We start from the raw sequence: 24,769 nt of genomic DNA, 5'->3' as shown, positions 1-24,769 counted from the left end.
ATCGTTAACGGCGTTTGCGACGCTTCTGTTCTGCTTTTTTCACAGGTTTCTTCACTATAACGTCCGGCATTGCCGGTTGTGAAATAGGAAACACAGGTAGCGCGTCGAGCAGCCGTTTACCGTAGTTTTTAGTCAGCAACCGTTTATCGTAAATCACCACTTCGCCACGACAACTGTGGCTGCGAATAAGCCGCCCCACTTGCTGAATAAGGTTAAACGATGCGCTGGGCAGGCTCTGTACTTCAAAAGGATAGCGATTCAGGCTTTTCAGCCACTCGCCTTCGGTGATCACCACCGGGCTGTCGATAGGTGGGAAAGCGATTTTATGGATGTGGACCTGCGTCAGGTAATCGCCTTTGAGATCCAGCCCTTCAGCGAATGACTGCAAGCCCACCAGCACACTGCGCTCGCCATTATCGATACGTTTACGGTGCAGTTCCACCAGCCGATAGCGCGGCTGATCGCCCTGCACCAGCAGCAATAAACGCAAGTCCGCGACATAGGTTAAAAACAGCTGCATCGCGCGCTGGCTGGCGAACAGCACCAGCATCCCGGGATGCGCTTTACTCTCAACCTGCTCGCGAAACCAGGTCGCCATTTCCGCAATATGCTGCTCTTCGTTTTCCATCAGTGGCTCGTAGCGCATCTGCGGAATAACAATTTTTCCCTGCTCAACATGGTTGAACGGCGAATCAAGCGTGACAAAGCGATCCCCGGCTTTCTCTTTTAAACCACTCATCTCTTGCAGGCGATTAAAACTGTTCAGCGAACGTAACGTCGCCGAGGTCACCACAATGTGCGGTACGCTGCGCCAGAGCAGCTTTTCTAACTGATCGCTTACGCGAATCCCCACGCAATGGAACAGTAGATGCAACTGCCCATCACGCGCCTCGCGGGTAACCCATTTGGTCACCGGCGCACCGGACGCCTGCGCCATTGAGGCCAGCCGCCAGAGTTTACTCTGACTTTCGAACATACCCAGCGCGCGGTTCATCTGCAAAATAACCCGGTGCAAACGCACAATGTCGTGGCTGCCCGTCTTCTCGCTTAAATCATTCAGAAACAGCTCTGCCAGCCCGCGCAGCATCTCCGTCAGTTTTGCCAGCCGCTGGCAAATCTCCATCACTTCATCGGGCAGTTCCCCCATCGCAAAGCGATATTCCGCCTCCTGGCCCGCCGGAAGATAAAGGTTGAGAATGTTGTTAAGCGACGCGATGAGCGCGTAAAGCTCCTCGCAATGGGCGTTGAGCCGCTCCGGTGTCGCCAGCGGCGGCAGCGTTTTCGGGCGAAACTGCTCAAGGCAGGTCGCCACCAGTTTGGTGAACAGATCGAGCTGAAGCTGATACCAGGGGGCGGTGATTTCCGCTGTTATCTCCAGCGCGTCGCGCGCTACGTCAGGCAAATGGTGGCCTTCATCGAGCACCAGCAGCAGGTTTTTTGGCTCCGGTAGCACCGCTTCGCTCTCCATCGCCGCCATCACCAGCGCGTGGTTGGCGACCACCACCTCCGCTTCCTGGATTTCGCGGCGTGCGACAAAAAAGGGGCATTCGCGGTAGTAGTGGCAATTACGGTTCAGGCAGCTGGCTTTATCGGTGCTGAGCCGTCGCCACAAATCATCGCTAATCGCCTTGTCAGTGTGATCGCGCAGGCCATCCCACTTGTAGCTGTCGAGATCCGCTTTCAGCGCCGCGCAACGTTTCTGCTCTTCCTGGTTACCCGGCGTCAGTTCATCGTCCAGAAACGCCAGCAGATCCTGCTGGTTCGGCTCGCTGCTTGCCAGCGCCGCCAGGTTGCGCGGACAAACATAGCGCCCACGGCCAAACGCGGCGGTAAAGCGTAAATCCGGGATGATTTTGCGCAGTAGCGGCAGATCTTTACTGAAGATCTGATCCTGCAACGCCACGTTCGCGGTGCTGACCACCAGCGTTTTTTGCTCTTCACGCGCGATGGCGATGCCCGGAATTAAGTAAGAGAGCGTTTTCCCCACGCCGGTTGGCGCTTCAATCGCCAGATGACGCCCTTCATCCCCCGCCAGCGTTTTCGCCACGTCAGCAATCATCTGCCGCTGCGGCGCGCGGGGAATAAAGTCCGGGATCTGTTGTTGCAACGCCTTATACCAGGCGGCGATCTGCGCTTTTAGCGCGGCGGTAAGGGCCATGAGGAAACCTGAAACACTGTATAAACAGCCACTATTGTGGCATTTTTAGCGCCCGTAGGGTAACCCTTTTTGCCATGCCGGAAGCGCGCCCGCATATCCTGTGCGTCATCATTCTGATACAGAATATTTTTCACAACGCCGATCACAAATTGGCAGATCCAATCACCATTGCCGTTGAGGTCGCGTTGATCATTTATTCAGGCAATGCTAGTTTTTACCTGCATTACGCTTGTTACCGAATATCGGGCAAAACCTAAATGCAGAGAATGAGGGCGACATCCGCTCGCTGCTGTATTTACGTTTTGCCCGTTTTTGTTTGCAGGAGTTGGCGATGCTGGTCAAACAAATATTAAATAATAACGTTGTCAGCGCCATTGATGAGCATGGCCTTGAGGTTATTCTGACCGGGCGCGGCTTAGGGTTTAATACCCAAAGCGGTGCCCGCGTCGATGCGCAAGCCATCGAAAAAATATTCCATTTGCAGGACTCACAAGTCTCCGCACGTTTTAAAGATCTGGTCAGCGAAGTGCCGGTGGAAATAGTGCAACTCACCGCCGATATTGTTGCGCTGGCACGATCTGCGCTTGCGCATAAATTAAGTGAAGGCCTGTACGTTACGCTGGCCGATCACCTGCACTTTGCGCTACAACGCACAGAAAAAAATGAAGTTTTGCCTAATCCGTTAGAGTGGGAAGTGCGCCATTTTTATACCGAAGAGTATGCCATTGGCCGCCAGGCGCTTGGCATGATTGTCGCGCGTACCGGCACACTATTACCCGACAGTGAAGCCTGTAGTATTGCGCTGCATATTGTGAATGCCGGGCTGAACGATACGATGGGTAAAACCACAAAAATTACACGGCTTATTTATCAGTTACAGAATATCGTTAAATACTTTTTCACCCTGCCGCTCGACGAGCACAGTCTGAATTATCAGCGTTTCATTACCCATTTAAAATTTTTCGCCCAACGGGTGATTGATGGTGTGGTGTTAAATAATGACGACGAAGAGTTATTCGCTATGGTGCAGCGTCGTTATCAAACCACCCTGAAATGCGTTGACGCGATTAACGAATTTGTCGGCAAAAATTATCACCACACGATGAGCAATTCGGAAAAACTTTACCTGACCGTGCATATCGAAAATGTGGTACAGCGGACAGAGTCGTAAGGTAACAACGTCGCGCCTGCGACCCGAAGTATGACGTGTATGAATTCTTTCCAGGCTTGTTACTGTTAAATCAGGCAAACCCCAGAAGAACAAAGCGCCGGTGGGTAACCGGTAATTGTTATGGCACCTGCCACGCAGGTGTCAGTCTGGAGGAATGACCATGAACTATCAGGATACCGCGCAGCAGATAATCAACAGGATCGGCGGCAAGGGCAATATTCTGTCACTGTTTCACTGCATCACCCGTTTGCGTTTCTTACTGAAAGATAACGACAAAGCCGATCGCGCCGCGCTGGAAGCGCTGGATGGTGTGATTGGCGTAAACATTTCCGGCGATCAATATCAACTCATCATCGGCAACGATGTCGCACCGCTGTGCGATGCCTTGCTGGCGAAATTACCGGGGGTTTCCGCCACCAGCGCAGCACAATCCGGAAAACGCCGCAACCCAGTGTCGGTGGTGCTGGAGGGGTTATCCAGTATCTTTTCACCGATCATTCCTGCAATTGCCGGGGCCGGTATTCTGAAAGGTGTGCTGGCATTGATGGTGGCAATGCACTGGCTGGAAACCAGCAATCAGACATACCAAATCCTGCTCGCCATCAGCGATGGCGTGTTCTACTTCATGCCGCTGGCGCTGGCCTTCAGCGCGGCGAGTAAATTTGGCGCGAATCCTTACGTGGCGGTTGCGCTGGCTGCCGCCCTCTTCCACCCGGCGATTCAGACACTGTTTAAATCTGGCGCGCCAGTCTATTTTATGAGCCTGCCGGTGCCGACGGTGAATTACGCCTCAACAGTGATCCCTATTCTGCTCGCCGTCTGGCTGCTTAGCCGGGTGGAAAAGCTGATAGATCGCCTGATGCCCGGCGTGCTGAAAACCATGTTCGTGCCGTTGCTCAGCCTGGTTATCGTTACACCCATCACCTTGATTGCCATCGGCCCGTTGGGGATTGTCGCCGGGAACGCACTCTCCAGCGGCATTATCTGGCTGGTGGAAAACGCCGGGATCGTGGCAGGCGTAGTGGTTGGCGGCACGCTGTCGATGATCATCATCACCGGTATGCACTACGTGCTGGTGCCTATCATGATCAACAACATCAGCACCATGGGCTTCGATCCGTTCAAAATTCTTTTTTATGTGGCCAACCTCGGCCAGGCGGGCGCGGCATTTGGCGTGTTCCTGCGCGCCCGCGATAAGAAGCTGAAATCACTGGCGTTAAGTACCAGTTTCAGCGCCGTGATGGGCATTACCGAACCGGCGATGTACGGCATCAACATTCGCTACAAACGCCCGTTTGCCGCAGCGCTTATTGGCGGTGCCTGCGGCGGCGGTTTTGCAATGGCGATGGGCGTCAAAACCTACGCCTTCGCGCTGAGCGGTTTGCCCGGCCTGCCGGCGCTGGTTGGCCCGACGTTTATGTGGGCGCTGGTCAGCATCGCTATCTCTTTTGTCTGCGCGGCAGTTGTTACCGTGGTGCTTGGTTTTGAAGAAACCGTGGTGGCAGGCGTCAGCCCGATGCCGGTTGCGCGCAGCGAAGAGAGACTCTTCGCGCCGGTCAGCGGCGAGTTAAAACCGCTTAATAGCTTAAGCGACCCGGTGTTTGCTGATGAAATTTTCGGTAAAGGGATCGCCATCTATCCCACCAGCGGCGAGCTGCGTTCTCCGGTCAACGGCACGGTGGAATCCCTGTTTGAAACCCATCACGCGCTGGCGCTGCAAAGCGATACCGGGGCGGAGATCCTGATCCATATCGGCATCGATACGGTGAAACTCGGCGGCAAACACTTCACCAGCCATATAGCTGCCGGGCAAAACGTGGAGGTCGGTGATTTGCTGGTGAGCTTCGATCTGGCGGCATTGCAGGCCGCAGGCATCGATCCCAGCGTGATTGTGGTGGTCACTAATAGCGAACAATACGGCGATATCAGCCCGGTAAAAGCCAATGGCGATGTCGCCAGCCGGGACGCATTTCTCACACTGACCGCAAGCGCGGCGTAAGGAGCAGAGGCATGGCATTTTCGAAAGCATTTCCGGAAGGGTTTTTATGGGGTGGCGCAACCGCTGCTAACCAACTGGAAGGCGCGTGGAATGTAGGCGGCAAAGGGCTTTCCGTGTCGGATGTTTACACTTTTGATAGCAACACGCCGCGTGAGCGCTGGCTCGATCAGTGGCTGGGCATGACGCACGCGCAAATACGGGAAGCACAGGATCCGCACAGCAAAAAGTATTATCCGAAGCGCAAGGGCAATGACTTTTACCACCGTTTTAAAGAGGATATCGCGCTGTTCGCCGGCATGGGTTTTAAATGCTTCCGCATGTCGATTGCCTGGACGCGCATCTTCCCGCGCGGCGATGAAACCACGCCCAACGAAGCGGGACTGAAATTTTACGATGAGGTGTTCAACACGCTGCTGGCGCATGGTATCGAGCCGATTGTTTCCCTCTCGCACTATGAAATGCCGCTGGCGCTGGTGACCGATTACGGCGGCTGGCCGAACCGCCAGCTGGTGGATTTCTATGTGCGTTTCGCCACCACGGTATTCACCCGCTATCGCAAGAAAGTGAAGTACTGGATGACCTTTAACGAGATCAACTGCGTGAAACATCACCCGTATGTCAGCGTGGGGGTGATCGAAGAGGACAACCCGCATCTGGAGCAGGATAAATACCAGGGCGCGCATCACCAGTTTGTCGCCAGTGCCCTTGCGACCAAAGCCTGCCACAACATAATTCCCGGCTCGCAGGTCGGCTGCATGATCAGCTACCAGATGCTCTACCCGCACACCTGCCATCCGGATGATTTGCAGGCGTGTGAAGAGATGCAGCGCGTGTCACTGTTCTTTAGCGATGTGCAGGCGCACGGTTATTACCCTGCCTACACCGACCGCATGCTGGCCGAAAAAGGCGTGACGCTGCAAAAAGTGGTCGGCGATGACGAGATCCTGCGCCAGCACCCGGTCGATTTCGTCTCCTTTAGTTACTACATGTCGAGCACCGTCAGCGCACACCCGGAAACGCTGGAAGGCACAGAAGGCAACCTGGTCACCGGCGGCATCCGCAACCCCTATCTGCCCACCAGTCAGTGGGGCTGGCAAATCGATCCGAAAGGGCTGCGCCTGGCGCTCAATCAGCTCTATGACCGTTACCAGAAGCCGCTGTTCATTGCCGAAAACGGCCTTGGCGCGGTGGACACCGTTAACCCGGATGGTTCCATCGATGACGATTACCGCATTGATTATCTGCGCCAGCACGTTGAGCAGATGAAAGAGGCCATCGCCGATGGCGTGGATCTGTTCGGTTACACCTGGTGGGGCCCCATTGATGTGGTCAGCGCGGGCACGGCGCAAATCTCCAAACGCTACGGCTTTATCTATGTCGACCAGGACGATATGGGCAACGGCACGCAGGCGCGTTCGCTGAAGAAAAGCTACCACTGGTATAAAAAACTGATCGCCTCGAACGGCGAAGACTTAGCCGATTAAGGAGTAGATATGTCTGTTTTTCCAAAAGGTTTCTTATGGGGCGGCGCGATTGCCGCCAACCAGGCGGAAGGGGCGTGGAATGAAGACGGCAAAGGGCCGTCCATCGCCGATGTGGTACGCGGCGGTATCGCCTCCGGCAAACACGATGCGGTGATTGACCCCAACCTTTACTATGCCAGCCACGACGCGGTGGACTTTTATCACCGCTACAAAGAGGACGTGGCGCTGTTCGCCGAGATGGGTTTTACGTGCTTTCGCACCTCGATTGCCTGGTCGCGCATTTTCCCGCGCGGCGATGAAACCACACCCAACGAAGCCGGTTTAGCATTTTATGATTCGCTGTTCGATGAGCTGCGAAAGTATGGCATTGAGCCAGTTATCACCCTCTCGCACTACGAAACGCCGCTGGCGCTGTATCAGGAGTATGGCGGCTGGAAAAACCGCCAGTTGATTGGCTTTTTTAGCCGCTACTGCGAAACGGTATTTCGCCGCTACAAAGGCAAGGTCAAATACTGGATGACCTTCAACGAGCTGAACAACATGAACCGCATGCCGTTCGCCACCGGCGCGGTGGATGCCGATGCCGGTGCGCAGGCGATCTGGCAGGCCAATCATCACCAGTTTGTCGCTAACGCGCTGGCCAACAAGTTGTGCCACGAGATCATCCCTGAGGCGAAAATCGGCTGCATGTTGTCGCTGAGCACCGTCTACCCGGCAACCAGCAACCCGCAAGACATCTTCTCGACCATGCAGTTACGTCGCCGTTCGCTGTTCTTCTCGGATGTGATGATGCTCGGGCAATACCCGGCGTATGCGCCGCGTCTGTTCCGCGAACTGGGCGTCAAGCTGGAGATAGCCGATGGCGACCTGCAACTGCTGGCAGAGTACCCTTCAGACTACCTCGGCTTTAGCTACTACCGCAGCGTGCTGCACCAGGCAGGCGGCCAGTTCCGCATTGATACCGGCGGCACGGCCGGGCTGGACAACCCGTATCTGGAGAAAACCGAATGGGGCTGGCCGATTGACCCGCAAGGTTTTCGCATCGTTTGTAACGAGCTGGCGGATCGCTACCGTAAGCCACTGTTCGTTGTTGAAAACGGTTATGGCGGCGTGGATGAACCGGACGCCAGCGGGCAAATTAACGATGACGCCCGCATCGATTATGGCCGTCGCCATATCCAGGCCATGGCGGAAGCGATTGACGATGGCTGCGACATTATGGGCTACACGTGGTGGGGGCCAATCGACATTGTCAGCGCCGGGACGGGTGAGATGAAAAAACGCTACGGCTTTATCTATGTCGACAAGGACAACGACGGTCGCGGTACGCTCACGCGCAGTAAGAAGAAGAGTTTTGCCTGGTATCAACAGGTTATCGCCAGCAATGGCGAAGTGCTGTAAGGTTAAAACCGGGAAGCGCTGCGGCGCTTCTCTTATTTTGGCCTGTTGACGATAAAGGTTTACGCATGAGTACCTGGCATCTGGTTGACCCCGAGCTTCGCCCCGCCCTGCAATCCTGGACACCTTCCACGCTGAACGCCGACGCCCTTCCCGCCATACGCGAGCAGCGCCAGCAAGCCGCGCTGCAGGCCATGCATCTTGATGATGGGCTTTCACTGGCGATGCACGAACAGCACATTGCGGGTGCCCACGGTGAACCCGCCGTGCGTGTACGCGTGATCACGTCAACGACACGTCGCACCAACCGGATGGGGATTTTGCATCTGCACGGCGGCGGTCATCTGTTTGGCAGCCCCGAACAATCTTTGTCGCTCACCCGCCCGACAGCCGCGCGCCATGACTGCGTTGTCGTCTCTGTCGATTACCGCTTGTCGCCGGAGCACCGCTTTCCCGGTTCGCTTAATGACGGCTATGCCGCGCTGGTGTGGATGACGGAAAACGCGGCGCAATTAGGCATCGATGCCAACAATATCGGCCTGATGGGCGACAGCGCCGGCGCGGGTGTTGCCGCCGCTCTGGCGCTGCTGGCGCGCGATCGCAAAGGGCCGCAACTGGCGTTTCAGAACCTGATGTTCCCGATGCTCGATGATCGTACGGTGGTGGAGACGGAACGAAACCCGGTGACGGGCGAATTTATCTGGACGCGGGAAAACAATGCGTTTGGCTGGCGTGCGCTGCTTGGGTGTGAACCCGGGAGTGTTGACGTATCGCCGTATGCCGCTCCGGCGCGCGCCGATGACCTGGCCGGGCTACCGCCGACCTGGATAGGCGTTGGCACGCTGGATCTGTTTCTTGATGAAGATATGGCGTATGCGCAGCGGTTAATACGTGCGGGAGTGGAGGTGGAGTTGAATGTCTGGCCGGGGGCGTATCACGGTTTTAATTCCGACCCGCAGGCGAGCATCGCACAGCGGGCCAGAGAGACGCGCCAGAACTGGCTGGCGCGTTTTAACTGCTAATTACTCGGCGGCAGAAGGCTTACGCGGGCGACGACGGCGAGACGGGTTGCCCGCCGGCGCCGCACCGCCATCAAGACGGCGTCCACCTGCCGGTTTAGCGGCTCCGCCATCCAGACGACGACCACCGGCCGGCTTCGCACCGCCTTCAGCACGGCGTCCCCCCTCCTGCTTCGCAGCGCCACCTTCGGCGCGGCGCGGGGAGCGAGGTTTTTGTCCTTCGCCTTCACTGCGGCGCGGCGCAGACTGACCACGGCCACCGCCGCCCTGCCCGCGTCCACTGCCCTGACGACCGCCGCCCTGGCCGCGACCATTCTGAATCGGCTCGGCTTTGATCGACGGATCCGGCTCATAGCCTGCCAGCGCAATGCGCGGGATCTCTTTTTTCAGCAGGCGTTCGATATCGCGCAGCAATTTATGTTCGTCCACGCATACCAGCGACAGCGCTTCGCCGGTCGCCGCTGCCCGGCCGGTACGGCCAATACGGTGCACGTAATCTTCCGGCACGTTCGGCAGTTCGTAGTTCACCACATGCGGCAACTCTTCAATGTCGAGCCCACGCGCCGCGATGTCGGTCGCCACCAGTACACGAATGTCGCCAGATTTGAAATCCGCCAGCGCACGCGTACGCGCCCCCTGGCTCTTATTGCCGTGGATCGCCGCGCTGGTGATGCCGTCTTTATTAAGCTGCTCTGCCAGGTGGTTAGCGCCGTGTTTCGTGCGGGTGAAGACCAGCACCTGCTGCCAGTTGCCCTCGCCAATCATCTGCGACAGCAGTTCCCGTTTGCGTTTTTTATCGACGAAATGCACATGCTGCGTCACCTGCTCAGAAGCGGTGTTGCGGCGCGCCACTTCGATTTCCAGTGGATTACGCAGCAGCTTTTCCGCCAGCTGTTTGATCTCATCAGAGAAGGTCGCGGAGAACAGCAGGTTCTGACGCTTCGGCGGCAGTTTTGCCAGCACGCGGCGAATATCGTGAATAAAGCCCATATCCAGCATGCGGTCGGCTTCGTCGAGCACCAGAATTTCCACGCTATCGAGTTTCAGCGCGTTCTGGTGTTCCAGATCCAGCAGGCGCCCCGGTGTCGCCACCAGGATGTCAACGCCGCCGCGCAGCTTCATCATCTGCGGGTTAATGCTCACGCCGCCGAATACCACCAGCGAGCGGATATTCAGGTATTTGCTGTACTCCTGAACGTTTTCACCCACCTGCGCCGCCAGTTCACGGGTTGGCGTTAAGATCAGCGCCCGGATCGGGCGACGGCCTTTGGCGTGCGGCTCGTTTTGAATCAGGCGTTGCAACAGCGGCAGCGTAAAACCGGCAGTTTTACCGGTGCCGGTCTGGGCGCTCGCCATCAGATCGCGGCCTTGCAGCACCGCCGGGATAGCCTGCTGCTGAATAGGGGTCGGCTGAAGATAACCCTGCTCGGCAACAGCGCGCAGGATTTCCGGGTTCAGGCCAAGGGCATCAAAAGACATAACAACTCCACACCGCCCCGACCTGTGAACAGGTGTAGTTTTCGAGGAGATAATAATTTGGCTGATGACAAAAACCACAATGTCATGAAGGGGCGGAGTGTATCAGCTTTTGTGATCACACGCATAAAATATCCCTCCGGGTACGGAATGCGTGATATTAACGCACCGCTAGCTGGACAAGTCTAAAATTTAGCCATAAAGTTAATCAATCGATTGATTAACTTTCATCACCGCCATGCATACAACACCGACCACCAGCCGGGGCGAACAGGCCCGAAACCAGCTGATTGCCGCCGCGCTGGCACAGTTTGGTGAATATGGCTTGCATGCCACCACGCGGGATATCGCCGCACAAGCCGGGCAGAACATCGCCGCGATCACTTACTATTTTGGCTCAAAAGAGGATTTATATCTCGCCTGCGCGCAGTGGATCGCCGATTTTATCAGCGACAATTTTCGCCCGCATGTGCAGGCCGCCGAAGAGCTGTTCGCCCAGCCCACCCCGGATAAAGCCGCCATTCGCGAGCTGATCCACCGCGCCTGTAAAAACATGATTGTGCTGCTCACTCATGACGAGACGCTCAACCTGAGCAAATTTATCTCCCGCGAACAGCTCTCGCCGACGCGCGCTTACCAGTTGGTGCATGACCAGGTGATTGCGCCGCTGCACAGCCACTTTACGGCACTGCTCGCCGCCTACACCGGGCGCGACGCCAAAGATACGCAAACCATTATTCATACCCATGCGCTTATCGGCCAGATCCTCGCCTTTCGCCTCGGGCGGGAAACCATTTTGCTGCGCGCCGGATGGACGCAGTTTGATGAAGAGAAAGCGACACAGATTTATCAGGTCATCACCTGTCATATCGATCTTATCTTGCAAGGATTAACGAACAGGAGTTCAACGTGATGAAAAAACCCATCGTCGTGGTAGTGATAGTTGTAGTGGTACTGGCCGCGCTGGGCGGCGGCTGGATGTGGTATCAAAGCAAACAAGACCGCACGCTCACCCTGTACGGGAATGTCGACATCCGCACGGTGAATTTAAGTTTCCGCGTTGGCGGGCGGCTCTCTGCGCTGAACGTGGATGAAGGGGATGCGATAAGCGCCGGGCAAACACTTGGCGAAATAGATAAAGCACCCTATGAAAACGCGCTGTTGCAGGCACAAGCCAATGTCGCAACGGCACAGGCAAAATACTCGCTGGCGACTGCCGGTTACCGTGATGAAGAGATAGCCCAGGCCGTCGCCGCCGTGCGTCAGGCACAAGCGGCATATGATTACGCGCAGAACTTCTTTCAGCGCCAGCAGGGACTGATGAAAAGCCGGGCGATTTCGGCAAACGACCTGGAAAATGCCCGCTCCTCACGGGATCAGGCCCAGGCAACGCTGAAATCGGCACAAGATAAACTGAGCCAGTACCGCGCCGGTAATCGCCCGCAGGAAATCGCCCAGGCAAAAGCCAGCCTGGAACAAGCCGAAGCCGCGCTGGCACAGGCGCAACTGGATCTGCATGACACCACGCTTATCGCGCCGAGTAACGGCACCGTGCTGACGCGCGCTGTCGAACCCGGCAGCATGCTCAGCGCCGGAAGCACTGTATTAACCCTCTCCCTGACCCGCCCGGTATGGGTTCGCGCCTATGTGGGTGAACGCAATTTGCACCAGGCACAGCCGGGGCAAGAGGTTTTGCTGTATACCGATGGCCGCCCGGATAAGCCTTATCACGGCAAAATTGGCTTTGTTTCACCCACCGCCGAATTCACGCCAAAAACCGTCGAAACCCCGGATTTGCGTACCGATCTGGTCTATCGCCTGCGCATTATTGTGACCGATGCCGATGACAGCCTGCGCCAGGGGATGCCTGTTACGCTGCGCTTTAGCGGCGAGGCGCGCCATGAATGACGCGGCTATCCATCTGCGCGGGTTAGTAAAGCGCTTTGCCGGAATGGAAAAACCCGCCGTCGCGCGGCTGGATTGTGAGATCAAAGCGGGATATGTCACCGGCCTTGTCGGGCCGGATGGCGCCGGGAAAACCACGCTGATGCGCATCCTTGCCGGGCTGATGCGCCCGGATGAAGGCAGCGCGCGCGTCATGGGCCTCGACCCCATCGCCAATGACAGCGAACTGCATGCCATGCTCGGCTATATGCCGCAGAAGTTTGGCCTGTATGAAGATTTGACGGTCATGGAAAACCTCAATCTGTATGCCGATTTGCGCAGCGTTACCGGCGAGCAGCGCCGCCAGACATTTGCGCGGCTGCTGGAGTTCACCGCCCTCGCCCCGTTTACCGGGCGGCTGGCCGGGAAACTCTCCGGCGGCATGAAACAGAAGCTGGGGCTGGCCTGTACGCTGGTCGGCGAACCGAAAGTGCTGTTGCTGGATGAGCCGGGTGTCGGTGTCGATCCGATTTCCCGTCGCGAACTGTGGCAGATGGTGCATGAACTGGCCGGCGACGGCATGCTGATCCTCTGGAGCACCTCCTACCTTGATGAAGCCGAGCAGTGCCGCGATGTGTTGTTAATGAACGAAGGCGAACTGCTGTATCAGGGCGAACCGAAAGCACTGACGCAAACCATGGCCGGGCGCAGCTTCCTCGTCACCAGTTCAGAGGAGAACAACCGCCGTCTGCTGCGGCGTATCCTGCGGCAGCCGCAGGTCAGCGACGGCATGATCCAGGGCCGCTCGGTGCGTATGATCCTGAAAAAAGGGGCGCAGCCCGAGGATCTGCGGCAGGCAGAAAAGATGCCCGCTCTGGAGATCGAGGAGACCGCGCCGCGCTTTGAAGATGCTTTTATCGACCTGCTTGGCGGCGCGGGCACTTCCGAATCGCCACTGGGGGCGATTCTGCATACGGTGGAAGGCAGCGCGGAAGAGACGGTAATTGAAGCCAAATCGCTGACCAAAAAGTTTGGCGATTTCGCCGCCACCGATAATGTCAATTTTGCCGTCAAACGCGGGGAGATTTTTGGCCTGCTCGGCCCGAACGGCGCGGGGAAATCGACTACCTTCAAAATGATGTGCGGTTTGCTGGTGCCGACGGATGGCCAGGCGCTGGTGCTGAATATGGATCTGAAAGTCAGCTCCGGCAAAGCGCGCCAGCATCTGGGGTATATGGCGCAGAAGTTCTCCCTGTACGGCAACCTGACGGTCGAACAAAACCTGCGCTTCTTTTCCGGCGTCTACGGCCTGCGCGGGCGGGCGCAGAACGAGAAAATCGACCGCATGAGCGAGGCTTTCGGGCTGAAAAGTATCGCCAGTCATGCCACCGATGAACTGCCGCTCGGCTTTAAGCAGCGGCTGGCACTGGCCTGCTCGCTGATGCATGAGCCGGACATTTTGTTTCTGGATGAGCCCACCTCCGGTGTCGATCCGCTGACGCGGCGCGAGTTCTGGCTGCATATCAACAGCATGGTGGAAAAAGGCGTCACCGTAATGGTGACCACCCACTTTATGGATGAAGCGGAGTATTGCGATCGCATTGGGCTGGTCTATCGCGGGAAGTTAATTGCCAGCGGCACGCCGGATGCGCTGAAGGCACAAACCGCCGATGCGGATCACCCGGACCCGACAATGGAACACGCATTTATTACGCTTATCCATAACTGGGATAAGGAGCACCACGATGAGCGTTAAAGCCCTCTCCTGGCGACGCGTACGCGCGTTATGCGTCAAAGAGACGCGCCAGATTGTGCGTGACCCGAGTAGCTGGCTGATTGCGGTGGTGATCCCGCTGCTGCTGCTGTTTATTTTCGGTTACGGTATTAACCTCGATTCCAGCAAACTGCGCGTAGGCGTACTGCTTGAACAGCACAGCGAAGAGGCGCTCGATTTTACCCATACGCTGACCGGTTCGCCCTATATTGATGCCACCATCAGCGATAATCGCCAGCAGCTGATTCAGATGATGCAGGCCGGGCGCATTCGCGGGCTGGTGGTGATCCCGGTGAACTTCGCCGCGCAGATGGCGCGCCCTGGCGACAGCGCGCCGGTGCAGGTGATAACCGATGGCAGCGAACCGAACACCGCTAACTTTGTGCAGGGGTATGTCGAAGGCATCTGGCAACTCTGGCAGCAGCAACGCGCGGAAGACAACGGGCAGACCTTTAAGCCTTTGATCGATGTGCAAACGCGCTACTGGTTTAACCCGGCGGCTATCAGCCAGCATTTTATTATCCCTGGTGCGGTGACCATTATCATGACGGTGATTGGCGCGATCCTCACCTCGCTGGTGGTGGCGCGCGAGTGGGAGCGTGGCACCATGGAAGCGCTGCTCTCCACCGAAATCACCCGCGCGGAACTGCTGCTGTGCAAACTCATTCCCTATTACTTTCTTGGCATGCTGGCGATGGGGCTGTGCATGCTGGTGTCGGTATTTATTCTCGGCGTGCCGTATCGCGGCTCGCTGCTGATCCTCTTTTTGATTACCAGCCTGTTTTTGCTCAGCACCTTAGGCATGGGGCTGTTGATTTCTACCGTCACACGCAATCAATTTAACGCCGCACAGGTGGCGCTTAACGCCGCGTTTTTACCGTCGATTATGCTGTCCGGTTTTATTTTCCAGATAGACAGCATGCCCGCGATTATCCGCGTGGTGACGTACATCATTCCGGCTCGTTACTTTGTCAGCACCCTGCAAAGCCTGTTTCTGGCGGGCAATATCCCGGTGGTGCTGCTGGTGAACGTGCTGTTTTTAATCGCCTCGGCGGTGATGTTTATTGGCCTGACGTGGCTGAAAACCAAACGCAGACTGGATTAAGGAAAAGCCATGTTTTACCGTTTACTGACGCTTATCCGCAAAGAGTTGCAATCGCTGCTGCGCGAGCCGCAAACCCGCGCCATTTTGATCCTGCCGGTGCTGATTCAGGTGCTACTGTTTCCTTTCGCCGCCACGCTGGAAGTGACCAACGCCACCATCGCCATCTATAACGAAGATAACGGCAAACACGCCGTCGAACTGACCCAGCGTTTTGCCCGCGCGAAAGCCTTTACCCATGTGTTACTGCTGAACAGCCCGCAAGAAATTCGCCCCACTATCGACACGCAAAAAGCGCTGTTGCTGGTGCGCTTCCCGGCGGATTTCTCGCGCAATCTCGACAGCGGCGTTACCGCGCCGATGCAGTTGATTCTGGATGGGCGTAACTCGAACAGCGCGCAAATTGCCGCCAATTATTTGCAGCAGATCGTTAAGGACTATCAACAGGAGCTGCTCAGCGGGCGGGAAAAACAGAACAACAGCGAACTGGTGGTACGCAACTGGTATAACCCGAATCTTGATTACAAATGGTTTGTGGTGCCGTCGCTGATTGCGATGATTACCACCATCGGCGTGATGATTGTTACCTCGCTGTCGGTGGCGCGTGAACGCGAGCAAGGCACGCTCGATCAATTGCTGGTTTCACCGCTGGCGACGTGGCAAATCTTTGTCGGTAAAGCGGTGCCGGCGCTGATTGTCGCCACGTTCCAGGCAACGATTGTGCTTGGCGTGGGCATTCTGGCGTACAAGATCCCCTTCGCCGGTTCGCTGCTGCTGTTCTATTTCACCATGCTGGTGTATGGCTTGTCGCTGGTGGGTTTTGGCTTGCTGATTTCGTCGCTCTGCTCAACACAACAGCAGGCGTTTATCGGCGTATTTGTCTTTATGATGCCGGCGATTTTGCTCTCCGGTTATGTGTCGCCGGTGGAGAATATGCCGGTCTGGTTGCAGGATCTCACCTGGGCGAATCCAATCCGCCACTTTACCGATATTACCAAGCAGATTTACCTGAAGGACGCCAGCTTTACCATTGTCTGGCAGAGTTTGTGGCCGCTGCTGGTGATTGCGGCGACCACCGGTTCAGCGGCGTATGCGCTGTTCAGGCGCAAAATCATGTGACGGGTTTTCAGCTTACGTACGGGCAGGTTTGCTTGCCCGTCTGTTTGACTGCTTAGCGGTGATCGTGAGAGTTGGCTGCGTTACCGCGTTGATGCAGGCCGAAGGATTTAGCAGGCAGTTTTCTCTCTTTGGTCAGCAGCGACACCACCGCCGGTCCCGCGAGGATCGCCAGCCCGACAACCGCCAGCAAATAGTTATTTTGCAATACGCGGGAGAGCAGCCAGATAACAATCAGCGACGCGCCAAAATACCAGGTGGTGGTCAGCTCCTCCAGCACATCGCCGAACTCGCGCCAGCGCGCTTCATGGTGGCGCTGGAGAAACAGCATCAGCAGCACGGAGATGCCATACAGCACACACAGCCCTAAGCCAACACGCACCAGCATGCCGCTCATCCAGCCCATCACCAGCAGCGTTACAATCAGTACGTGCAACATAATCTGCCAGCAACTCAGGCCAGTCGCGACACGAACACGTTGTTGCCACTTCATGGCTTCTCTCCTGAAGGATTTTTATCTGTATGAAGAGTACTCGTATTTACGGAAAATTCCGTAACCCCGCCCTTTTTTGTGACAGGGACTACAATTTATTTTCACGAGGAGAGTGACGCTGGCAGGAGAGTTATGACCCAACACGCGCGAAATTTTTCATTAAAAGTGCTCACCATTAATACCCATAAAGGCTTCACCGCGTTTAATCGCCGCTTTATTTTGCCCGAGCTGCGCGACGCGGTGCGTACCGTTAGCGCCGACATCGTCTGCCTGCAAGAGGTGATGGGCGCGCATGAAGTTCACCCGTTGCATGTGGAAAACTGGCCGGACACCACCCATTACGAATTCCTTGCCGATACCATGTGGAGCGATTACGCCTACGGGCGCAATGCGGTTTACCCGGAAGGACATCATGGCAATGCGGTGCTCTCCCGCTTTCCGATTGAGCATTATGAAAACCGCGACGTCTCCGTTGACGGCAGCGAAAAGCGCGGCCTGCTCTACTGCCGCATTATGCCGCCGGATCTGGGTCATGCGTTGCATGTGATTTGTGTCCACCTCGGGCTGCGGGAAGCGCACCGCCAGGCACAACTGACCATGCTGGCGGAGTGGGTCAATGGGCTGCCGGAAAACGAACCGGTGGTGGTCGCTGGCGACTTTAACGACTGGCGGCAAAAAGCCAATCACCCGTTAAAAACGCAGGCCGGGCTGGAGGAGATCTTCACCCGCGCGCATGGCCGCCCTGCCCGCACGTTTCCGGTGAGCCTGCCGCTGCTGCGCCTCGATCGTATTTATGTGAAAAATGCGAACGCCAGCGCACCGACCGCGTTGCCGCTGCGTAACTGGCGTCATTTGTCCGATCATGCCCCACTGAGCGCGGAGATCCATCTATGAAATGTAGCTGGCGGGAAGGTAATCGCATTCAGTTGCTGGAAAACGGGGATAACTATTACCCCGCGCTGTTTGACGCCATCGATCATGCAAAACAGCGCGTTATTCTGGAAACCTTTATCTGGTTTGAAGACGATGTTGGACGTCAGTTGCAGCAGGTGCTGCTGCGTGCCGCCCAGCGCGGGATCAGCATCGAAGTGCTGCTGGACGGCTATGGTTCGCCGGATCTGAGCGAACCGTTTGTCAGTGCGCTGACCTCGGCGGGGGTAATTTTCCGTTACTACGATCCCGGCCCACGGCTGTTCGGCATGCGCACCAATCTCTTTCGCCGCATGCACCGTAAAATCGTGGTAATTGATAACACGGTGGCGTTTGTTGGCGGCATTAACTACTCGGCAGAGCACGTCACCAGCTACGGCCCGGAAGCGAAGCAGGATTACGCCGTACGGGTTGAAGGCCCGGTGGTGCTGGATATTTTGCAATTTGAACTGGAGAACCTGCCGGATAACGCACCGGTCAAACGCTGGTGGCGCAAACGCCGCCATCGCCCGGAGGAGAACCGCAAACCCGGCGAAGCGCAGGCGCTGTTTGTCTGGCGCGATAATGATGATCACCGCGACGACATTGAACGCCACTACCTGAAAATGCTGGCGAATGCGCGCCGCGAAGTGATCATCGCCAACGCCTACTTCTTCCCCGGCTACCGGTTGTTGCACGCCATGCGCAGCGCCGCCCGGCGTGGTGTCAGCGTAAAACTGATTGTGCAGGGTGAACCAGATATGCCGATTGTGAAAGTCGGTGCGGAGCTGCTTTATAACTATCTGCTGAAAGGTGGTGTCCAGGTGTATGAATATCGCCGCCGCCCGCTGCATGGCAAAGTGGCGCTGATGGACGATCACTGGGCCACTATCGGCTCCAGCAATCTTGATCCGCTGAGCCTGTCGCTCAACCTTGAAGCCAATCTGATTATTCATGACCGCGTGTTTAACCAGACGCTACGCGACAATTTGCAGGGGCTGATTAATAACGACTGCGTGCGGGTAAATGAGTCCATGGCGCCGAAACGAACGTGGTGGAACCTCGGAAAAAGCGTGGTGGTGTTCCACTTTTTACGCCACTTCCCGGCGATGGTCGGCTGGCTACCGGCGCATACGCCAAGGCTGGCCGAGGTGGAGCCGCCCGTTCAGCCCGAAATCGAAACCCAGGATCGGACTGAAGCGCAGCACTCAGGGGTGAAACCATGATATCACGCTCACATCCGCGCTGGCGGCTGGCGAAAAGAGTCCTCACGGTCCTGTTCTTTATTGCTGTTGTGGTACTGCTGGTGCTGTATGCACAAAAAGTGAACTGGGATGATGTCTGGAAAGTCATTCGCGACTATAACCGCACCGCGCTGCTGAGCGCCGTCGCACTGGTGGTAATCAGCTACCTGTTATATGGCTGCTATGATTTGCTCGGCCGTGCTTACTGCGGGCACAAGCTGGCAAAACGCCAGGTGATGCTGGTGTCGTTTATCTGTTATGCCTTTAACCTGACGCTCAGCACATGGGTGGGCGGCATCGGTATGCGCTACCGGCTTTACTCACGTCTTGGCCTGCCGGGGAGCACGATTACCCGCATTTTCTCACTAAGCATTACCACCAACTGGCTGGGCTACATTTTGCTCGGCGGGGTGATTTTTACCTTCGGCGTGGTGCAGATCCCGGCGCACTGGTATATCGACGACACGACGTTGCGCATTGTCGGCGTGGTGTTGCTGCTGGTGATCGCGGTTTACCTGTGGGGCTGCGCATTCGCCAAACGCCGTCATCTGACGATTAAAGGCCACAAGCTGGTGCTGCCATCGTGGAAATTTGCCGTTGCGCAGTTGGCTATTTCCAGCGCCAACTGGATTGCCATGGGGGCGATTATCTGGCTGTTGATGGGCATGCAGGCCGATTTCTTCTTCGTGCTTGGCGTGTTGCTGGTCAGCAGTATCGCGGGTGTGATTGTGCATATTCCGGCGGGGATCGGCGTGCTCGAAGCGGTGTTCATCGCCCTGCTCGCCAGCGAGCACGTTTCACAAGGCATGATTATCGCCGCCCTGCTCGCCTACCGCGTACTTTACTACTTCCTGCCGCTGCTGCTGGCGCTGGTTTGCTACCTGTTACTGGAGAGCCGGGCGAAAAAGCTGCGGGCGAAAAACGAAAAAGCGATGGCGCAGCAGTAAGTTTTTAGCGCGAGCTGGTGCCAGGTAAGAGATACGACAGCAGTTCCAGCGTTCTGAAAAACGCGGTGATGACCCCAAGCCAGATAGCCAGTGCGCCACGGATCGCACTGCTCTGCACGGTGGTAAATTCGCGGGCGTAGAGCTCACGGGCGCTTACGGCGATGGACTTGCTTTTGTATGCGCTCACGGCGCTAAAGAACAGCACCGCCATTATGCTACCGAACCACAGTAACAGACCGCTGTGACGCAGGCTGTTTACGGCTATCGCCAGCAACAAACCTGCCAGCGCCATCAGCCAGTAGTAACCGCTGCCGCGCAGGGATGAACCGGCAAAATGGGCAATCGCTGCGCCAAGCAGATACATGCCACCGGTAATCGCCAGATGGACGATAATCCCGGCGAGCGGAAACAGGCTGGCGAGCAGCAAACCCGAGAGGATACTCATCAGCGCCAGACCGGCTAACGCCAGCCAGGTATTGAAGCGGTCAAAAAGAACGTTGAGCACCAGGGCGGCGACAAACCAGAGGATCAACAGCAGCACAATAATCGCGCTGTGTTCGCTAAACGCGCGGATCGCCATGACATCCAGCACCAGCCAGGCCGTGGCGATACTCAGCGCCATTCCTGCCGCCAGCCATAAGCAAATATTGACCATCAGCTCTGCAGGCGCGACCTGTGCAGGCTGGATCCAGCCAAAGGGTTTCACCGGGTTCCTCCCTGAATAGCGGCTGTCCGCAAGGCAAAAAATCCCGGCAAATGCCGGGATCGTGAAGCGGGATATTAACGGCGGTTGCCGAAAATACGCAACAGCATCAGGAACAGGTTGATGAAGTCGAGGTACAGCGTCAGCGCGCCGAGAATGGAGGATTTACGCAGCTGCGACGCGTCGCGAACATCGATTTGCTGACCGATATTTTTCAGCTTCTGCGTGTCGTAGGCGGTCAGACCAACGAAAATCACCACCCCGATATAAGTTACTGCCCACATCAGCGCTTCACTTTTCAGCCAGAAGTTGACCAGTGAGGCCAGCAGAATACCAATCAGCCCCATAAACAGCATGCTGCCGAGGCCGCTGAGATCGCGTTTGGTGGTGTAACCATACAGGCTCATCGCGCCAAACATCCCGGCGGTGACGACAAAGGTGGCGGCAATAGATTGCGCGGTATAAACCAGCAAAATACTGGAAATCGTTAGCCCTGTTAGCGCCGAATAGAGCATAAACAGCGTGGTTGCCAGCCCGGCGCTCAGCTTATGAATCAGCCCGGAGAGCACAAACACCACCGCCAGTTGCGCAATCACCAGGCCAAAGAAGGTTATCTGGCTGGAAAACACGAACGACATGATGGCTTCGCTGCGCGCGGCGTACCAGGCGACAAACGCCGTCAGCAGCAGGCCGCAGGTCATCCAGCCATATACCTGCGCCATATACGTTTGTAAGCCGGTACGGCTGTGCTGAACAATTGAATCAGAACGAGGGAAACGGTCCATAATCACTCCAGATTGATGGGTTAGCCTTTTAAGGTTAACACATCCCTGCTCAACGGATTACCAACGTTTCGCCGCCTGCTGGTCGCTGTCGCGGGCTTCCACCCAGCGATCGCCTTCCGGCGTCGCCTCTCGTTTCCAGAACGGCGCGCGGGTTTTCAGGTAATCCATAATGAATTGCCCGGCGTCAAACGCACTGCTGCGGTGCGCGCTGGCCACACCAACAAAGACAATTTCGTCGCCCGGCCACAATTCGCCCACACGGTGATATACGGTGACACGCCCGAGCGGCCAACGACTGCGCGCTTCATCAACGATCTCCGCCAGCGATTTTTCCGTCATACCCGGATAGTGCTCCAGCGTTAACGCACTGACGCTGTCACCTAAATTGTGATTGCGCACTTTACCGGTAAACGTCACTACCGCGCCGTCTTCATCGCATGCCGCCAGCCAGGCGTATTCATCGCCGACGCTGAACGTCGCATGATCGACGCAAATTCGCGTTTCGCTCATTTCAGCCCCCGGTGACCGGCGGGAAGAAAGCGACTTCATCGCCGCTTTGCAACGGATGGTCAAAACTGACCAGCGTCTGATTCACCGCCGACAGCAATTTGCCCTCTTCCAGCGCCAGCGCCCAGCGCTCGCCCTGCGCAGCCAGATGCTGGCGCAGCGCTTCCACAGAGCTAAAAGACGTTTCAATGGTGGTGCTGTCGCAGCCGACCAGTTCGCGCACCTGCGCGAAAAAAAGGACTTTAATCATTGCTATCCGCCCTGAAATCACCCGATTTGCCGCCGCTTTTCGCCAGCAGGCGCACCGGGCCAATCACCATATCTTTTTGTACCGCTTTGCACATATCGTAAATAGTTAACGCGGCCACCGAAGCGGCGGTCAGCGCTTCCATCTCCACACCGGTTTTGCCGCTCAGGCGGCATACGGCTTCGATACGTACGCGATTATGTTCCGGCTCGGCCTGCAACAGCACTTCGACTTTGCTCAGCAACAGCGGGTGGCACAAGGGGATCAGCTCCCAGGTGCGTTTCGCCGCCTGGATCCCGGCGATACGCGCAGTGGCAAAGACATCGCCTTTATGGTGGCTACCGTCGACGATCATCGCCAGCGTTTGCGGCAGCATGGTGACAAACGCTTCAGCGCGCGCTTCACGGACTGTTTCCGCTTTGGCGGAGACATCCACCATATGCGCTTCGCCGTCGGCGTTAATATGGGTCAGTTGTGACATAACTTATTTCTTAAGATGGGGATAGAAATTACACGGGCGCGTACGCGCATCCAGCTGCGGCGCAATAATATTTTCCCATGCGGTGCGGCAGGCTTTGGTCGAACCGGGCATGGCAAAAATCAACGTCTTATTCGCTATACCGGCGACAGCGCGGGATTGCAGCGTCGCGGTGCCAATCTCTTCAAACGAGAGCATGCGGAACACTTCGCCAAACCCTTCGACTTCGCGGTCGAACAGCGGCAATAACGCTTCCGGCACCTGGTCGCCTTCCGTCAAACCGGTGCCGCCGGTGATCAACACGACTTGCACATCATCGCTTGCGATCCACGCGGAAACCTGGGCGCGAATGGCGTAACGGTTCTCTTTGACGATGGCTTTATCGACCAGTTGATGACCGGCTTCATGCGCGGCGTCGCGCAGCCAGTGACCGGATGTATCGTCTTCTTCACCGCGACGGCTGGAGACCGTCAAAATAGCTAGCCTGACCGGGATAAACTCAGCGCTGACCTGGCTCATGTCATTCTCCTTGCGGTTTAACCGCCGATGTATGAAAGGTTTTGCGTAATGCCTGTATTGCCCTGATGCAGGAAGTGCGTCTGCTTTTTGTGCGTTAACGCCACCGCAATACGCTGTTCAAGCATCGCCTGCTGCGCATCGTCTTGTAGCAGATCGCGCAGATTCACGCCGCCATCGCCAAACAGGCACAGATGCAGTTTACCGGTCGAGGAGACGCGCAGACGGTTGCAACTGGCGCAGAAATCTTTTTCATACGGCATGATAAGGCCAATTTCCCCCTCGTAATCCGGGTGGCAGAAAACCTGTGCCGGGCCGTCGCTGCGCTGGCGCAACTGGTGGATCCAGCCCCGTTTAAGTAGCTCATCGCGCAGCACCATGCCGGAGATATGGTGGTTGCGAAAAAGCTCGCTGCCCTCGCCGGTTTCCATCAGTTCAATAAAGCGTAGCTGGATAGGACGCGATTTGATCCACGCCAGAAAGGTGTCGAGCTGATGATGGTTCACATCGCGCATCAGCACGGTGTTGACTTTGACTTTGGCAAACCCGGCGCTGAAGGCGGCATCAATACCGTCCATCACCTGGCGGAATTTATCCTGCCCGGTAATGGCGTGAAATTGCCGCGCATCGAGACTGTCGACGCTGACGTTGATGGCGGTAAGCCCCGCCTCGCGCCACTGAGCCGCGTCACGTGCAAGGCGGTAGCCATTGGTAGTGACGGCGATTTGCCGGATAGCGCTGTTTTCACGCACCGCCGCAATGATGTCGGTAAAATCGCGGCGCAGGGAGGGTTCCCCGCCGGTCAGGCGCACTTTCTCCGTGCCCATGGCGCTAAACGCGCGCGTCACCCGGCGAATTTCTTCGACGCTCAGGAAGCCATTATTGTTGACGCCGCTCGGCTTATAGCCGTCGGGCAGACAGTAGGTGCAACGGAAATTGCACACATCGGTGATCGACAAACGCAAGTAATAGAACTTACGCGCGAACGCATCGGTAAGTTGTGAGGCCATGTACACCTTTCCAAGTACGGGAGATGCAGTCATTTCTTTCTGCACCCTGGCAGCAGAACCGTTCGGTTTTGCTACGGCCAAAGCACCATGTCGTGAGAGTTAGGTTGCTTAGGCTTGAGTGTATGTTTTGTCAGTAACGCTAAAATTGCTTAAGCGATAGTAGCGCGAACGTCGGGCTTTCGCTATCACGATCATCGCTATATAAACAGATACATAGCGGCATGATCATGCACTTTCGCTACAGAGTACGCGAAAATCGCCTTTTTGCTTTGATATGTGTCATTTTCCTTCCTGCGCGGCATCGTCTTTTGGTGGTATTTAGGCTAACGTAGCGCGGTAAATTTTCATA

General features: G+C 56.5%; 23 protein-coding genes and 1 riboswitch. Of the genes, 13 read left to right on the top strand and 10 right to left on the bottom strand.

Annotated features, from left to right (window positions below; translation table 11 throughout):
• Nucleotides 1–4: 4 nt before the first annotated feature.
• On the bottom strand, nucleotides 5–2,158 hold the full coding sequence (gene dinG, locus H650_RS21495) for an ATP-dependent DNA helicase DinG (RefSeq protein ID WP_020457121.1): 2,154 nt from the start codon (nucleotides 2,156–2,158) through the stop codon (nucleotides 5–7).
• 331 nt (nucleotides 2,159–2,489) lie between these two features.
• On the opposite strand from dinG, the gene licT reads away from it, so the two are divergent.
• From licT to H650_RS21465, 5 genes are all read left to right on the top strand, one after another.
• Nucleotides 2,490–3,329 (top strand): BglG family transcription antiterminator LicT, encoded by an 840-nt coding sequence (licT, locus tag H650_RS21485; protein WP_020457119.1) that lies wholly within the window; start codon nucleotides 2,490–2,492, stop codon nucleotides 3,327–3,329.
• Nucleotides 3,330–3,489: 160 nt separating this feature from the next.
• A complete protein-coding gene (locus H650_RS21480) occupies nucleotides 3,490–5,328 on the top strand; it encodes a beta-glucoside-specific PTS transporter subunit IIABC (RefSeq protein WP_020457118.1) in 1,839 nt (612 codons plus the stop codon).
• Nucleotides 5,329–5,339: 11 nt separating this feature from the next.
• The gene (locus H650_RS21475) at nucleotides 5,340–6,812 is read left to right on the top strand and encodes a glycoside hydrolase family 1 protein (RefSeq protein ID WP_020457117.1); all 1,473 of its coding nucleotides are present in this window, start codon (nucleotides 5,340–5,342) and stop codon (nucleotides 6,810–6,812) included.
• Nucleotides 6,813–6,821: 9 nt separating this feature from the next.
• Nucleotides 6,822–8,213, top strand: coding sequence for a glycoside hydrolase family 1 protein (locus H650_RS21470; RefSeq protein WP_020457116.1), 1,392 nt, complete (start codon nucleotides 6,822–6,824; stop codon nucleotides 8,211–8,213).
• 65 nt (nucleotides 8,214–8,278) lie between these two features.
• Nucleotides 8,279–9,232, top strand: a complete 954-nt coding sequence (locus H650_RS21465; RefSeq protein ID WP_020457115.1) for an alpha/beta hydrolase — start codon at nucleotides 8,279–8,281, stop codon at nucleotides 9,230–9,232.
• Here H650_RS21465 and rhlE read toward each other — a convergent pair whose 3' ends face one another.
• On the bottom strand, nucleotides 9,233–10,708 hold the full coding sequence (rhlE, locus tag H650_RS21460) for an ATP-dependent RNA helicase RhlE (RefSeq protein ID WP_020457114.1): 1,476 nt from the start codon (nucleotides 10,706–10,708) through the stop codon (nucleotides 9,233–9,235).
• Between the two features lie 235 nt (nucleotides 10,709–10,943).
• Between rhlE and cecR the strand changes: the two genes are divergently transcribed.
• The 5 genes from cecR to H650_RS21435 are packed head-to-tail and all read left to right on the top strand — an operon-like array spanning nucleotide 10,944 to nucleotide 16,584.
• Complete coding sequence (gene cecR, locus H650_RS21455) at nucleotides 10,944–11,618, top strand: transcriptional regulator CecR (RefSeq protein ID WP_020457113.1); 675 nt, start codon at nucleotides 10,944–10,946, stop codon at nucleotides 11,616–11,618.
• A complete protein-coding gene (gene hlyD / locus H650_RS21450) occupies nucleotides 11,618–12,613 on the top strand; it encodes a secretion protein HlyD (protein ID WP_020457112.1) in 996 nt (331 codons plus the stop codon). The genes cecR and hlyD overlap by 1 nt, the downstream gene beginning before the upstream one ends.
• Nucleotides 12,606–14,345: an ATP-binding cassette domain-containing protein gene (locus tag H650_RS21445; protein ID WP_020457111.1), complete on the top strand. Its 1,740-nt coding sequence runs from the start codon at nucleotides 12,606–12,608 to the stop codon at nucleotides 14,343–14,345. The genes hlyD and H650_RS21445 overlap by 8 nt, the downstream gene beginning before the upstream one ends.
• A complete protein-coding gene (locus H650_RS21440) occupies nucleotides 14,335–15,468 on the top strand; it encodes an ABC transporter permease (RefSeq protein WP_020457110.1) in 1,134 nt (377 codons plus the stop codon). Before H650_RS21445 ends, H650_RS21440 begins: the two co-directional genes overlap by 11 nt.
• Nucleotides 15,469–15,477: 9 nt before the next feature.
• Nucleotides 15,478–16,584 carry an ABC transporter permease gene (locus H650_RS21435; RefSeq protein WP_020457109.1) on the top strand — a complete coding sequence of 369 codons (1,107 nt, stop codon included), beginning with the start codon at nucleotides 15,478–15,480 and terminating at the stop codon, nucleotides 16,582–16,584.
• A 52-nt stretch (nucleotides 16,585–16,636) separates the two neighbouring features.
• Here the strand turns inward: H650_RS21435 and H650_RS21430 are convergent, their stop codons facing one another.
• On the bottom strand, nucleotides 16,637–17,074 hold the full coding sequence (locus H650_RS21430; protein WP_020457108.1) for a YbhQ family protein: 438 nt from the start codon (nucleotides 17,072–17,074) through the stop codon (nucleotides 16,637–16,639).
• A 132-nt stretch (nucleotides 17,075–17,206) separates the two neighbouring features.
• On the opposite strand from H650_RS21430, the gene H650_RS21425 reads away from it, so the two are divergent.
• Genes H650_RS21425 through H650_RS21415 form a run of 3 tightly spaced genes read left to right on the top strand, consistent with a single transcriptional unit; the run spans nucleotide 17,207 to nucleotide 20,174 of the window.
• Nucleotides 17,207–17,968 carry an endonuclease/exonuclease/phosphatase family protein gene (locus tag H650_RS21425; RefSeq protein WP_020457107.1) on the top strand — a complete coding sequence of 254 codons (762 nt, stop codon included), beginning with the start codon at nucleotides 17,207–17,209 and terminating at the stop codon, nucleotides 17,966–17,968.
• Nucleotides 17,965–19,209, top strand: coding sequence for a cardiolipin synthase ClsB (clsB, locus tag H650_RS21420; protein WP_020457106.1), 1,245 nt, complete (start codon nucleotides 17,965–17,967; stop codon nucleotides 19,207–19,209). The genes H650_RS21425 and clsB overlap by 4 nt, the downstream gene beginning before the upstream one ends.
• A complete protein-coding gene (locus tag H650_RS21415) occupies nucleotides 19,209–20,174 on the top strand; it encodes a lysylphosphatidylglycerol synthase domain-containing protein (protein WP_044489815.1) in 966 nt (321 codons plus the stop codon). Before clsB ends, H650_RS21415 begins: the two co-directional genes overlap by 1 nt.
• A 4-nt stretch (nucleotides 20,175–20,178) precedes the next feature.
• On the opposite strand, the gene H650_RS21410 is transcribed toward H650_RS21415, so the two are convergent.
• The 7 genes from H650_RS21410 to moaA all read right to left on the bottom strand — a co-directional run bounded on the left by H650_RS21410 (nucleotide 20,179) and on the right by moaA (nucleotide 24,420).
• Nucleotides 20,179–20,880 (bottom strand): Bax inhibitor-1 family protein, encoded by a 702-nt coding sequence (locus H650_RS21410; RefSeq protein WP_020457104.1) that lies wholly within the window; start codon nucleotides 20,878–20,880, stop codon nucleotides 20,179–20,181.
• Nucleotides 20,881–20,954: 74 nt separating this feature from the next.
• A complete protein-coding gene (locus H650_RS21405) occupies nucleotides 20,955–21,662 on the bottom strand; it encodes a Bax inhibitor-1/YccA family protein (RefSeq protein ID WP_017455996.1) in 708 nt (235 codons plus the stop codon).
• A 57-nt stretch (nucleotides 21,663–21,719) separates the two neighbouring features.
• Nucleotides 21,720–22,172, bottom strand: coding sequence for a molybdopterin synthase catalytic subunit MoaE (gene moaE / locus H650_RS21400; protein ID WP_020457103.1), 453 nt, complete (start codon nucleotides 22,170–22,172; stop codon nucleotides 21,720–21,722).
• 1 nt (nucleotide 22,173) lies between these two features.
• Nucleotides 22,174–22,419 carry a molybdopterin synthase sulfur carrier subunit gene (moaD, locus tag H650_RS21395; RefSeq protein ID WP_020457102.1) on the bottom strand — a complete coding sequence of 82 codons (246 nt, stop codon included), beginning with the start codon at nucleotides 22,417–22,419 and terminating at the stop codon, nucleotides 22,174–22,176.
• The gene (moaC, locus tag H650_RS21390; RefSeq protein WP_017455993.1) at nucleotides 22,412–22,897 is read right to left on the bottom strand and encodes a cyclic pyranopterin monophosphate synthase MoaC; all 486 of its coding nucleotides are present in this window, start codon (nucleotides 22,895–22,897) and stop codon (nucleotides 22,412–22,414) included. Before moaC ends, moaD begins: the two co-directional genes overlap by 8 nt.
• A 3-nt stretch (nucleotides 22,898–22,900) precedes the next feature.
• Nucleotides 22,901–23,413 carry a molybdenum cofactor biosynthesis protein B gene (gene moaB / locus H650_RS21385; protein WP_020457101.1) on the bottom strand — a complete coding sequence of 171 codons (513 nt, stop codon included), beginning with the start codon at nucleotides 23,411–23,413 and terminating at the stop codon, nucleotides 22,901–22,903.
• A gap of 17 nt (nucleotides 23,414–23,430) precedes the next feature.
• Nucleotides 23,431–24,420, bottom strand: coding sequence for a GTP 3',8-cyclase MoaA (moaA, locus tag H650_RS21380; protein ID WP_020457100.1), 990 nt, complete (start codon nucleotides 24,418–24,420; stop codon nucleotides 23,431–23,433).
• Nucleotides 24,408–24,553: riboswitch (molybdenum cofactor riboswitch) on the bottom strand. It overlaps the preceding gene by 13 nt.
• Nucleotides 24,554–24,769 lie beyond the last annotated feature (216 nt).

The organism is Enterobacter sp. R4-368 (assembly GCF_000410515.1).
Taxonomy (GTDB): Bacteria; Pseudomonadota; Gammaproteobacteria; order Enterobacterales; family Enterobacteriaceae; genus Kosakonia.
Note: the sequence above shows the minus strand (reverse complement) of the source record. Positions and strands in the feature narration are given on the sequence as shown.